Here is a 12,145-nt window from a genome sequence, read left to right as displayed (position 1 = left end):
TATGTCCCAAACCGTCCGTATTGTAATGGCTCAAATAGACCCAAAAGTTGGGGATATTGCGGGTAATGTGAAGTTGATTCTGCAAACATTGCAGACAGCCAAGTCAGAACATAAGGCCGACATTGTTGTTTTTCCTGAAATGACGATTACTGGTTACCCACCGGAAGATTTATTGCTTCGTGATGAGCTCTATTTGCAAGTGAATTCAGCTTTGGAGGAGATCTCTAACGCTTGTGAAAACATTGCGTGTGTGGTCGGTTATCCAATGATGGATGAGTTAGGAGAGCGCTTTAATATGGCCGCTTGGATTGCTGATGGGGCTTATCAGGCGAGTTACATTAAACAAAATTTACCTAATTACAGTGTATTTGATGAGCAACGATATTTTAATGCCGGTAACCAACCATGTGTTGTTGAGTATAAAGGCGTTAAGTTTGGGTTGCTCATTTGTGAAGATATTTGGAAAGTCACTCCAGCTATTCAATCGGTCGAAGCAGGTGCAGATGTGATTCTGAATTTAAATGCTTCGCCATTTTCAGCTGAAAAACATCAAGATCGGCTGCAAACTCTACAAAGACGAGTGGATGAAATCAACAAGCCGATTATTTATGTCAACCAAGTTGGTGGTCAAGATGAATTGGTGTTTGACGGTGGTTCATTTGCGATGAGTGCTGACGGAGAAGTTTGTGCGCAAAGCCCAGAGTTTGTTCCTGCTTTAACACCCGTTGAAATTTTTAAACAGGCTGACTCGATTGTACTCATGCCAAGTTTGTTGGCACCTTTGCATGATGATGAACCAAGGGTTTATGAAGCGCTAAAGCTTGGTTTACGAGATTATGTTCGTAAAAATGGATTTCAAGGGGTTGTGCTAGGGTTGTCGGGCGGTATTGATTCAGCGTTGACATTGGCCATTGCCGTAGATGCTTTAGGCGCAGATAAAGTAAAAGCAGTGATGATGCCGTTTGAATATACTGCAGAAATTTCAAAAGAAGATGCTCAAGCTCAGGCTCAAGCCTTGGGGGTTGAATTTGAATCCATTCCCATCGCACCCATGTATCAAGCATTTGAAAATGCTTTGAGTCAGACGTTGGATGATGAAGTGGGAATTACGGAAGAAAATTTACAAGCCAGAATTCGCGGTACCTTGCTAATGGCGATTTCCAATAAAACGGGTTATATGGTTGTGGCAACCAGCAATAAATCTGAGGTGGCTGTTGGGTATTCAACTTTATACGGTGATATGGTGGGCGGTTTTTCGCCTCTTAAAGATGTGCCAAAAACTTGGGTTTATCGATTGGCTATTTACCGTAACACCTTGTCAGAGGTTATTCCTGAGCGAGTAATTACGCGTGCACCATCCGCAGAATTGCGACCTGATCAAACAGATCAGGATTCGTTACCGGACTATGATCAATTGGATGCGATTATTAATGCTTATGTAAATGAAGATTTATCTCCGAGTCAAATTGCTCAATTAGGCTATGAAATCGATGAAGTCAAACGAGTGATTCGTTTGATTGATCGAAGTGAATATAAACGTCGTCAAGCTGCACTAGGGGTGAAAATTTCACATCGAGCCTTTGGTCGCGACCGGCGTTACCCAGTGACGAATGGCTATTCTGAATCATAACTAAATTCATCTGTTTGTAAGGTTATAAAAACAAAAAAAGGATTGTAACCGGCCGGTTACAATCCTTTTTTATTAAGATATGGAAAAATGTCGTAAAGGTTCTAGAAAATGCCTTGTAAGCCTTCCATTAAACCATTCCACCAGCCACCATCTTTATCAGCTAATTCTTTCATATCTTCGAGCGTTTTTTCGCTAAATTCAATCTTATCTTGGTTAAGTTTGTAAACTTCTTCTACACTCGTTTTGTTTTCTTGCATCCCGAGTTTGTCATAGGCAGTTACTAAGATTTTCAATGCTTGAGCGGTTGAGGCTGAACGAGGAAAGTCTGTTAAAACAACTTTTGCTCGATTGGCAGCCGCTAAATAGGCCATTTTATTCATATAAAATTCAGCGACTTGAATTTCATGACGAGCTTGTTGATTTCGCAAAACAATCAGGCGTTCTGCGGCAGCAACGGCGTATTTGCTGCTTGGGAAGCGCTGAATGAGCTGTGTATAGTAATCATAGGCCCGAATGGCAGACTTGATGTCACGGGTAGCTGGGTCTGTGATGAATTTATCCAACCAGCTTCGAGTGATAGAGTCTGCAGAGACGGCTCTTAGGTAATAGGCATACGCGATTTCAGGATGGTTAGGATAGAGTCGAATAAACTCATCCAATTCTCGAATCGCAGACTCTGATTCATCGTATTTGTAGTAAGCATATGCCAATTCAAGGTATGTTTGCTCTGCATAAGAGCCATAAGGGAAATACGCTTTTAGCTTTTCATAGTTCTCAATGGCAACATCCCATTGTTTCTCTTCAAAAGCTTCCATAGCTGAGCCATAAAAGTCTTCAACCGTTTTTTGGTCATCAGGTTTTTCAATTAAGTTGGATAGAGTTGAGCAACCAGTCAAACTTATTGAGCCAATCAGTAAAGCGGATAACAGCGTTTTTTTCATCATTCTTCGGTACAATAGCCAAATTAAAAATTGTCAACGAGTATATCACAAAGAAGTCAATGGATAGCGTTGCTCGACAGTTTGTCGAACAGGTTTTTTTAACATTGGTTTTGTATCGTTCACGTTCAAATAAATTAGCTCTACTAATAAATATAAGGACTCTATTTTGTCGTCAAGCCATATTGAAACTCTGCAAGCCATTATTCCTCTCGGTGCGATGAATCAACGGTTGGATGTTGTCCTGTCGAATGCATTTCCAGACTATTCGCGTAATCGAATCCAGCAGGCAATAAAAGACGGGATGTTGACTTTGGATGGAGAGATTCAGAAGAAACCTCGCTATACGGTTTTAGGTGGAGAAACGGTTGAGTTAAAAATTGAGTTGCAAGATGACCAGCGTGCTGAAGCGCAGGATATTGATTTAAACATTGTTTATGAAGATGATTCGATTTTAGTCATTAATAAACCGGCCGGTTTAGTTGTGCATCCAGGGGCTGGCAATCCAGATGGCACACTACTCAACGGGCTTTTGTTTCACTACCCTAATTTACGAGCAGTGCCAAGAGCCGGGATTGTTCATCGTTTGGATAAAGATACCTCTGGCTTAATGGTTGTGGCGAAAACCGTTCCAGCGCAAACCCATTTGGTGGAACAACTTCAACGTCATGCCGTAGAACGAATTTATGATGCGGTGGTAGTCGGTATTGTGAAACAGGGTGGAACCGTTGATAAACCGATTGGACGTGACCCGAAAGATCGTAAGAAAATGGCAGTGCGTGCGATGGGTGGCAAACCTGCGGTCAGTCATTTTCGCGTATTGGAGCACTTCCGAACTCACAGTCGCATTCGCGTGAAATTGGAAACAGGGCGAACACATCAGATTCGTGTACATATGACTTACCAAGGGTTTCCGTTGGTAGGTGATCCGGTGTATGGCAAGAAATTTCGTATTCCTGAAAAAATGGATCCTGAATTTGTCGATTTTTTACGTCAATTTAATCGTCAGGCATTGCATGCCGGTGCTTTGAGTTTTACGCATCCATCAACTGGAAAAACCATGAAATGGCGCGCTCCAATGCCGGACGATATGTTGGAGTTAGTCGATATTCTTAGAGAAGACCTCGAGATGTACCAATCCTCTTTCAATGGCTACAGCGATTATGACTATGAATACGCTAATGATATTCAGGTTGAGTATGTCACGGATGAGGATATTCCTGATTAGACCTCAACCAAAGATACCGGCCGGTAGCGTTTAAGAGTTGCTTATGGAAATTTCAGATATTTCTAATTTAATCCTTCCAGACTGGCCAATGCCTGCCAATATCAGAGCGTGTGTGACGACACGCTTTGCGCCAAACTCCCAGTCGCAAAACTCATTTTCTTCAGATTATGATTTTTTTAATTTAGCGATTCATGTTGGGGATCATTCTGATTCTGTTGAACAAAATAGACAAGCGCTGCAAAAAGTATTGCAGTTGCCTTCTCAACCTTTCTGGCTCAGTCAACAACACACAGATAAATCCATTTGCTTGCCTATTGACGCTCAGCCGACAAATACGGTTTTACCACCGATTGCCGATGCCAGTTGGACACAAAAATCAGGTATTGTTTGTGTGGTGATGACTGCGGATTGCATTCCAATCTTGTTATGTGATTCGCATGGGCAAACAGTCTGTGCTATTCATGCAGGCTGGCAAGGTCTGGAAAATCAAATTATAGCCAAAACACTTAAAAGCCTACCGGCCGGTGATTATTTGGCATGGATTGGACCAGCTATCAGCCAAAAACGTTTTGAAGTTGGGCAGGAGGTATTTGATAGGTTTCAACATTTACCGGCCGGTGCTTGTACCCGAAAGGGGGTTGATGCCCAGGAGGGTGCTTGTACCCGAAAGGGTTTTGATGCCCCTGAGTGTAGAGATTATGAATCGCTATTTAAGCCAAGTCTTTCTGAAGAAGGTAAGTATTTAGCAGATTTACCTATGATTGCTCAAATGCAACTAGAGGCCTGTGGTGTTCAGTCTGTTTACTTGTCGGGTTTGTGTAGCTACGACGATGAACGGTTTTATTCATATCGTAAAGCCTGTCATCAAGGTGATGGAAAAACTGGCCGTATGGCCAGTTTGATTTGGATTGAATCATAGAAAATTCAGCTTGGTGGGTTTAAAGACCACCTGTTTTTAGATATTTTTCAATGGTTTGTACATCTTCTGGTAAACCACTAATGACCACGTTATCTTCCACTCGCAAGCGAGTATCAGGTGAAGGATTGTCACCACGAATATGACCGCGTTTGATAGCTTCAATGCCAACTTGATGTTGTTCAAATGGAATGTTTTTTAATTCGGTTCCAATTGCAAAATCATTTTCTTCAAGTGCGACAGTATGAATAATTCCCTTCATTAACTGATGCGGTTGCAGCGGGTTGGCTGGATTCTCTTCTTCACCTGGGTAGAAACTTTCTAACAGTCGATAACGATCTTTTCGTACCAAACGTGTCTCACGTAACACTTTACTTGGTGGCTGACCAATCATTAACAATAGGTGAGAAGCCAGCATAATACTGGATTCAAATGTATCGGGGACAATCTCCGTTGCACCAGCTTCTTGTAATTCAGTGATATGCGTATCATCAATGGTTCTTACCAAAATCGGTATTTCACTATGGATTTGACGAATGGTTTTTAGAATTTTGATTGAAGCGTGATAATCACTGAAGGTAATAATGACAATCTTAGCTTTATCAATAGCTGCTGCATGCAGAATGCTTTGTTTTGCTGCGTCACCATAAAACACGTTTTCACCGGCATTTCTGGCTTCATTGACACGTTTAATATCCATGTCGAGTGCAATAAAGTTTTCGTTAGCATTATGCAACATTCGGCCAACGGTTTGCCCCACACGACCAAACCCACAAAGTACCACATGATTTGCAAGATGTGGGTTATGAACGGCAATATCCTCTTCACGTTGTTCTTGGGCTTGTTGGTAAGTTGATTTGTGAAGCTTCATCGCAATACGGCCATTGAATTTCACCATAAAAGGGGCTGCGAGCATACTGACAACGGCAGCTGTCAGAAGAATTTTACCTTCATATTCTGGTAGTAAATTGAAAGTAAAAGCCAGTGTCATTAACACTAGACCAAACTCACCGACTTGTGCTAGCGAGAGAGAAATTCTTGCCGCGACTCCGGGTTCACTGCCAAAAACTCGAGCAATGAAATAAAGAATGAAGCCTTTCAATGCAATAATCGCAATACTCAATGCAACCACTAACCAGAAGTTTTCAAATAGGATTTCCAGTGAAATCAACATGCCGACGGTCACAAAGAAAAGACCAAGCAAAACATCTTGGAAAGGGCGGATGTCGGACTCAATTTGATGACGATATTCGGTCTCAGAAAGCATCATTCCGGCTAGAAAAGCCCCGAGTGTCATTGATAATCCAAGTTCCTCGGTGAATGCAGCAGAACCAAGGGCAACCGTGAGAACAGTCAAAGTAAACAGTTCTTGTGATTTAGCGCTAGCCACTTCATGGAATAGTGGGCGTAATAAGTAGCGAGCGATGAGATGGATTGCAAAGACTACAGCAATCCCTTTTAAGAAAGCGATGCCCATTGCAAGTGTTAAATTACTTTCTCCGCCGCTGCTCGTCATCGCTAAGGTCGGGATTAAAATCAAGAATGGGATGGCCATAATGTCTTGAAAAATCAGAATGCCAACGGTTGAGCGACCATGGCGTGACTGAATTTCGGACTGTTCGGTTAATTGTTTAATGACGATTGCGGTTGAAGATAGGGCGAAAGCACAAGCAATGACAATATTAGTGTTGGTGTCGAGACCTGCAAGATACCCGATCAGATAAACGACACCACCAGTGGTAAGAACCTGAACACTTCCCATTCCAAACACCAAACGGCGCATGGAGATCATTTGTTTGATAGAAAATTCTAAGCCGATGGCAAACAATAAAAAGACTATTCCGAATTCCGCCAACAGAGATATGGTTTCTTCCGTTTCAATGAAGGCCATGCCACTAGGCCCCACAATAATTCCGACAATGATATAACCCAAAATAGGAGGGAAATGAATGCGGCGAAAAAGGGCAACGGTTGCAACGGCAACGCTGAGAAGCAGAACGATATTCATTAATAAATGTTCTTGATGCTCTGGCACTGGAAGTCCTTTATTTTTTAAGGTTTAGTTTAAATATGTATTTAATCAATTGAATTTAAAAGGGTTACTTGCTTTTAAATCGCATCGAAAGATCAATGGCTCGGCAGTGTTTTGTTATCGCACCCGTTGAAATAAAATCGACACCGGTTTTTGCCAACTCTGGTAAATGCTGAATTTCGACGTTACCAGAGACTTCAAGTTTGGCTTTGCCGTGACTTAGATTAACGGCTTTTTCCATCATTTCAAGCGTGAAATTATCCAACATAATAATGTCAGCTCCAGCGTCTAATGCTAGTTGAACTTCCTCAAGGTTTTCAGTTTCAACTTCGACTGTAATTTCAGGGTAAAGTGATTTTGCCTGAGACACAGCATTAGCAATCGAACCAGCTGAAAAAATATGATTTTCTTTAATAAGAATCGCGTCATAAAGTCCAATGCGATGGTTTTGTGCGCCTCCACATGCCACGGCATATTTCTGAGCTAAGCGCAAACCTGGCAGTGTTTTCCGAGTATCCAGAAGTTTGGTGTGTGTACCCTCTAGATGTTTTGCATAATCATTGGCAACGGTTGCGGTAGCCATTAATGTCTGTAAAAAATTGAGAGCGCTCCGTTCGGCAGTCAAGATTGAGCGTGCAGGGCCTTGTAAAGTGAAAAGAGTTTCATCTGCTTCGACAGGTTCCCCCTCAGCCTTAAACCATTTGATTTCAATCGATGAATCCACTTGCTTGAAGACTTCATCCACCCAAGGACGGCCACAAACAATGGCTTTTTCACGGCTAATAACCGTTGCTTCTGCTTGGGTTGTCTTTGGGATTAAACTTGCCGTCAAGTCACCGGTTTTAATATCTTCTTCAAGTGCGTGGCGTACGTTTAGGTTTAGATTCTCAAAATAGTTGATTTTTTTCATAGGGATAGGATGAACTTCTAAAAGTTAAATTAAGTATTGTTTACGATGGTGCAAGCCTACGACTGACTGCCAATAAGTGACAGGTATGAAACTTACTGAATAAATTTTAATTATAAAGGGAAGCGGTACAATATAGGTCGTTTAATTTAAAGGAATCGAAAATGTGGTTTGATGAGTCGGGTGACTATCTTCAAGGGGTTGAAGTTTGTTTAAGTTCAAACTGTGATGACCGTCCAGACGGTGTTCAGCCAAACCTGATCGTGGTGCATGGTATTTCATTGCCGCCAAATCAATTTGGAGGTGGCTATGTACATCAGCTGTTTTTGAATCAATTAGACCCAGATGAAGACCCATACTTTAAAAAAATTGAAGGGCTAAGGGTATCGGCACATTTTTTTGTTCAACGTGGTGGTGAGGTAACGCAATTTGTTTCCCCTAAAAAGAGAGCTTGGCATGCTGGGATTTCTTCATATCAAGGGCAGGAGCGTTGTAACGACTTCTCGATTGGAATTGAACTTGAGGGAACTGATGATACGCCTTACACCGCGATTCAATACCAGCAATTAGCGCAAATCATTTTAGCTTTGCAAAAAAGCTATCCAAACATTCCAAAAGCTGCAGTTGTCGGTCACAGTGACATTGCACCTGGCCGAAAAACTGATCCAGGTCGTTATTTCAACTGGCCAGCGTTATGGCGACTAATAAACTTAACGAATTAAGGTGTTTGTTTAAGGTTTTTTATCTTCTACTCTATTTTTGTAAAAGTTTACCGGCCGGTTGAGTTTTGATTTAAGCCGTCCAACCTCTTTTTTTTGGCGCTTTCTTTTCCTGTTGTTTTTTGTGCTCGTCTTTTAATTCAAACTTCAGGCATTTTTCCCCAGAGTTTTCAAACACAACCACACTGGGCATTTTCTTTGTTTTAAAGCCGAATGCGCGACAACCTTTTGGGTTGTTTTGATCCCAGGTGACGTAAAAATGCTTGCAGGCAAAACAATCAATAAAATCAGTTTTTTTCATTTCAAATAATAAAAAGAGTCTGTTCAAGGAATAGAATGTGAGTGCTATTATCTCTTCTGATTTTAGGGTTGTAAAATTTTGATGGCGTTTCACACCGAAAAATTTAGGAAAAATCTGACGGAAAGTTACGAAACCGATCTAAATCAACTCTTAGTAATTGAATTTCGTTTGGCTTTAAGATTCAATAACATCATATGATATGCGGCTGTGAACGGTTTTGGCTGGCGTGGTTCGCTTTAAATGACTCTTAAAGATTGCTTTATAAAGGATAGACTCATGAGCAAAATTGGCCTTTTCTATGGAACGGATACAGGAAATACTGAGCGTGTTGCAGACTTGATTAAGGATGCAATTGGTGCAGATAACGTGGATGTACATGATATTGCGACCGCAAAAGCGGATGACTTTGCACAGTATGACAAAATTATTTTGGGTCAGCCAACTTGGTACTATGGCGAATTGCAGAGTTCTTGGGACGACTTTTGGGAAGATTTCAAAGGTATTGACTTTACTGGCAAGACGGTAGCTTGTTTTGGTTTAGGCGATCAGGCAGATTATTCGGAGTATTTTTTAGACGCAATGGGTTTGATGCATGATGTGGCGGTTGAAAATGGTGCGATGCCGGCCGGTTACACCTCTACTGATGGCTTTGAATTTGATGAATCTAAAGCGATTACTGAAGATGAAGAGTTTTTTGTTGGGTTAGGAATTGATGAAGACCAGCAACCAGAATTAACTGATGAACGTGTAGCTGCTTGGGTTGCACAGGTCAAAGAAGAGTTTGAAATGTAACCGATTTCAGAACCCTCTGAATTGACAATAAGCCAGAGTCGACGTTTGTCGGCTCTGGCTTTTTTGTTTTTAGTTGGTGATTCAAAGTCGACTCTTTAGGGGGATGCACATGCTCCAAATTTTTTGCTGAAGCAGTCTTTGTTTGATAAGGTGAAAAAACCTTCCATTTTATTTTCTGGGGTGTTTGACATGCAATGGCAAGAGGTTGTTAATAAGGCGGTTGATTTACGGCAATGGTTTCATCGTCATCCAGAATTAACTTGGCAAGAAAAGAATACCGCGGCAAAGATTCGCCAGTGTCTAACGGACTGGCAGGTGGAATGGCGGGCATGTGCCACCTATGGAACGGTTGCGACGTTGGGTAAAGAAAAACAGGGTGAACATATCGCACTTCGGGCGGATATGGATGCTTTGCCAATTCAAGAGCAAACCTCGTTGGACTTCCAATCGGAAGTGGACGGTAAAATGCATGCATGCGGTCATGATGGACATATGGCGGCTTTACTGGGAACGATTCTGTGGTTGAAACTCAATGAGGTTCAGTTGAAACATCCGGTTTCCTTTTTGTTCCAACCGGCTGAAGAGGGAGGTCATGGTGCAAAGCATATGATTGATGAAGGTGCCTTGGATGGCATTGATTTTATCTATGGATGGCACAACTGGCCTGCAATGCCGTTTGGAACTGCTGTCTGCCCAAACGGTGCCGTGATGTCGGGGAATGGCAGTTTTCATATTCAAGTCAGTGGTTTGGGAGGACATGCCTCTCAGCCAGAAGTCTGTCAAGATCCGGTACTTGCTGCTGCAGCGATAACACTGAATCTACAGCAAATCGTTAGTCGAAAAATGCCACCACAGGCAGCTGTGGTGTTAAGTGTGACCCATCTTAATGCAGAGAGTTCCGTCACAGTGATTCCTCAAACTGCTGAAGTCAGTGGTGGGATTCGTCTTTCCGATCCTAAATATCGTCCTCAAATCAATCAATTGATTACCGAAATCGCCCAACAGACAGCAGCGGCTTATGGTGTGACTGCTCAAGTAGAGATTCGTCCTCGATATGAAGCAACGATTAATCACCCGCAGGCTGCTCAAAATTATCGTCAAGTCCTTGCAGAAGTGTTTGGTCAGAACTGCGACCAAGTCGACTTGATGTTGCCGATTATGGCGTCAGAGGATTTTAGCTATTACTTACAACAGATTCCTGGAGCCTTTGCTTTGTTAGGTATGAGTGATCAAACGAACGCTTCATTCAGCTACGCTTGTCATAGTCCGCATTATCAATTTAATGATCAGCTTATTGAGAGAGTTATGCGTGTGTTTATTAATTTAGCGATCAAGTATTAAAAGGTGGCTTAATCTATGCTTTAAAGTCATTACTGCCCAAAAATGGACGGTATTTTTTGAATGAAGGAGGGAGTTATGGACTGGTTTACAAGCTATGAATCAGAGATTAGAGCCTACAGTCGAGCCTATCCAGCGGTGTTTGTTAAGGGTGATAATGCAAAGCAAGTCGATGAGGAGGGAAAGGTTTATATCGACTTTTATGCTGGTGCAGGAGTGCTCAATTTTGGGCATAACAATCCTAAGATGACCAAGGCAATGGTCGATTACCTAAATCAAGGGGGGGTTATTCATACACTGGATATGATGACGCCAGCCAAACGAGACTTTATTCAAGCCTTTGTTGAAACCATTCTCCAACCGAAAAACTTAGATTATAAATTGCAATTCATGGGGCCGACGGGGACCAATGCGGTTGAAGCCGCTTTGAAGTTGGCTCGCAAAGTGACCGGCCGGTCAAATATTGTCGCTTTCACGCAAGGCTTCCACGGTATGACACTGGGTGCTCTTGCCTGTACCGCCAATGAATATTTCCGAAATGCTGCCGGTGTAACCTTAAATAATGTCTCTCGATGTCCTTTTGAAACTCACTTTGGAGGTGGGCTTTCGACCATTGAAACCCTTAAAGCGATGTATCTCAACACGTCTAGTGGTGTAGAAGCACCTGCCGCATTTATCGTAGAGACCGTTCAGGCAGAAGGCGGGGTCAATGTTGCTTCAAAAGAGTGGATGCAAGCCTTGCAAAGTCTTGCGAAAGAGGTGGGAGCGTTATTGATCGTTGATGACATTCAAGCAGGCTGTGGCCGAACAGGAAATTATTTCAGTTTTGAAGATTTAGGCATTAATCCTGACATTATTACCTTGGCAAAAGGAATCGGTGGCATGGGGACACCAATGGCAATGAATCTGGTGAAACCGGAATTCGATAAGCACTGGCAGCCAGGTGAGCATACCGGTACTTTCCGCGGGCAGAACTTATCGTTTGTTGCTGGACGTGAAGCGCTTCGTTATTTTGAAGATGATGAGTTGATGAGCGAGGTTCGCCGTAAGGGGGAAATTATGCATCATTTCCTGCAAGACATTGCCAAACAATACCGTGACAAAGGTTTTGAAGTTCGAGGCAAAGGCATGATGCAAGCACTGGATGTGAAAGATGGAGTGCTTTCGAAAGCAATTGCTAAGACCTGTTTTGAAAATGGCATGCTGTTTGGCCCTTGTGGTATTGGCGGTGAGGTTATGAAGTTGATTCCGCCACTGACGATTCCTGATGAGGATTTACATGCTGGTTTGGAAATCTTTAAGGCAGCGATTGATGAGCATTTGCGCTTAAACACGGCAGTATAG

Annotated in this window: 11 protein-coding genes; 7 read left to right on the top strand and 4 right to left on the bottom strand. The window is 42.3% G+C overall.

Translation table 11 applies throughout. The annotated features are described in order from the left end of the window. Position 1: 1 nt before the first annotated feature. Positions 2-1,630, top strand: coding sequence for an NAD+ synthase (locus D9T12_RS06955; RefSeq protein ID WP_130537492.1), 1,629 nt, complete (start codon positions 2-4; stop codon positions 1,628-1,630). 101 nt (positions 1,631-1,731) lie between these two features. On the opposite strand, the gene D9T12_RS06950 is transcribed toward D9T12_RS06955, so the two are convergent. Then, positions 1,732-2,574: an outer membrane protein assembly factor BamD gene (locus D9T12_RS06950; RefSeq protein WP_130537491.1), complete on the bottom strand. Its 843-nt coding sequence runs from the start codon at positions 2,572-2,574 to the stop codon at positions 1,732-1,734. A gap of 163 nt (positions 2,575-2,737) precedes the next feature. Between D9T12_RS06950 and rluD the strand changes: the two genes are divergently transcribed. Together rluD and pgeF are read left to right on the top strand one after the other, a co-directional pair. After that, positions 2,738-3,796, top strand: coding sequence for a 23S rRNA pseudouridine(1911/1915/1917) synthase RluD (rluD, locus tag D9T12_RS06945; RefSeq protein ID WP_130537490.1), 1,059 nt, complete (start codon positions 2,738-2,740; stop codon positions 3,794-3,796). Positions 3,797-3,839: 43 nt separating this feature from the next. After that, on the top strand, positions 3,840-4,715 hold the full coding sequence (pgeF, locus tag D9T12_RS06940; RefSeq protein ID WP_130537489.1) for a peptidoglycan editing factor PgeF: 876 nt from the start codon (positions 3,840-3,842) through the stop codon (positions 4,713-4,715). Between the two features lie 19 nt (positions 4,716-4,734). On the opposite strand, the gene D9T12_RS06935 is transcribed toward pgeF, so the two are convergent. Both D9T12_RS06935 and nadC read right to left on the bottom strand, forming a co-directional pair. Next, positions 4,735-6,747, bottom strand: a complete 2,013-nt coding sequence (locus D9T12_RS06935; protein WP_240693143.1) for a monovalent cation:proton antiporter family protein — start codon at positions 6,745-6,747, stop codon at positions 4,735-4,737. Between the two features lie 64 nt (positions 6,748-6,811). Beyond that, positions 6,812-7,654 (bottom strand): carboxylating nicotinate-nucleotide diphosphorylase, encoded by an 843-nt coding sequence (gene nadC / locus D9T12_RS06930; protein ID WP_130537488.1) that lies wholly within the window; start codon positions 7,652-7,654, stop codon positions 6,812-6,814. A 161-nt stretch (positions 7,655-7,815) separates the two neighbouring features. On the opposite strand from nadC, the gene ampD reads away from it, so the two are divergent. After that, positions 7,816-8,373: a 1,6-anhydro-N-acetylmuramyl-L-alanine amidase AmpD gene (gene ampD / locus D9T12_RS06925; RefSeq protein ID WP_130537487.1), complete on the top strand. Its 558-nt coding sequence runs from the start codon at positions 7,816-7,818 to the stop codon at positions 8,371-8,373. Positions 8,374-8,443: 70 nt separating this feature from the next. Here the strand turns inward: ampD and D9T12_RS06920 are convergent, their stop codons facing one another. Further along, complete coding sequence (locus D9T12_RS06920) at positions 8,444-8,764, bottom strand: hypothetical protein (protein ID WP_240693142.1); 321 nt, start codon at positions 8,762-8,764, stop codon at positions 8,444-8,446. Positions 8,765-8,947: 183 nt separating this feature from the next. Here D9T12_RS06920 and D9T12_RS06915 point away from each other — a divergent pair, with 183 nt between their 5' ends. The 3 genes from D9T12_RS06915 to ectB all read left to right on the top strand — a co-directional run bounded on the left by D9T12_RS06915 (position 8,948) and on the right by ectB (position 12,145). Then, complete coding sequence (locus tag D9T12_RS06915; RefSeq protein WP_130537486.1) at positions 8,948-9,463, top strand: flavodoxin; 516 nt, start codon at positions 8,948-8,950, stop codon at positions 9,461-9,463. A 189-nt stretch (positions 9,464-9,652) separates the two neighbouring features. Then, a complete protein-coding gene (gene doeB2, locus D9T12_RS06910; protein WP_130537485.1) occupies positions 9,653-10,804 on the top strand; it encodes a N(2)-acetyl-L-2,4-diaminobutanoate deacetylase DoeB2 in 1,152 nt (383 codons plus the stop codon). Between the two features lie 75 nt (positions 10,805-10,879). Continuing rightward, the gene (gene ectB / locus D9T12_RS06905; protein WP_130537484.1) at positions 10,880-12,145 is read left to right on the top strand and encodes a diaminobutyrate--2-oxoglutarate transaminase; all 1,266 of its coding nucleotides are present in this window, start codon (positions 10,880-10,882) and stop codon (positions 12,143-12,145) included.

This window comes from Thiomicrorhabdus indica, from assembly GCF_004293625.1.
In the GTDB taxonomy this organism is placed as follows: Bacteria; Pseudomonadota; Gammaproteobacteria; order Thiomicrospirales; family Thiomicrospiraceae; genus Thiomicrorhabdus; species Thiomicrorhabdus indica.
Note: the sequence above shows the minus strand (reverse complement) of the source record. Positions and strands in the feature narration are given on the sequence as shown.

Bases quoted from the DNA above. Each gene is read 5' to 3' on its own strand.
- D9T12_RS06955 (WP_130537492.1), top strand. From the start codon at position 2: ATGTCCCAAACCGTCCGTATTGTAATGGCTCAAATAGACCCAAAAGTT.
- D9T12_RS06950 (WP_130537491.1), bottom strand. From the start codon at position 2,574: ATGATGAAAAAAACGCTGTTATCCGCTTTACTGATTGGCTCAATAAGT.
- pgeF (WP_130537489.1), top strand. From the start codon at position 3,840: ATGGAAATTTCAGATATTTCTAATTTAATCCTTCCAGACTGGCCAATG.
- nadC (WP_130537488.1), bottom strand. From the start codon at position 7,654: ATGAAAAAAATCAACTATTTTGAGAATCTAAACCTAAACGTACGCCAC.
- ampD (WP_130537487.1), top strand. From the start codon at position 7,816: ATGTGGTTTGATGAGTCGGGTGACTATCTTCAAGGGGTTGAAGTTTGT.
- D9T12_RS06915 (WP_130537486.1), top strand. From the start codon at position 8,948: ATGAGCAAAATTGGCCTTTTCTATGGAACGGATACAGGAAATACTGAG.
- doeB2 (WP_130537485.1), top strand. From the start codon at position 9,653: ATGCAATGGCAAGAGGTTGTTAATAAGGCGGTTGATTTACGGCAATGG.
- ectB (WP_130537484.1), top strand. From the start codon at position 10,880: ATGGACTGGTTTACAAGCTATGAATCAGAGATTAGAGCCTACAGTCGA.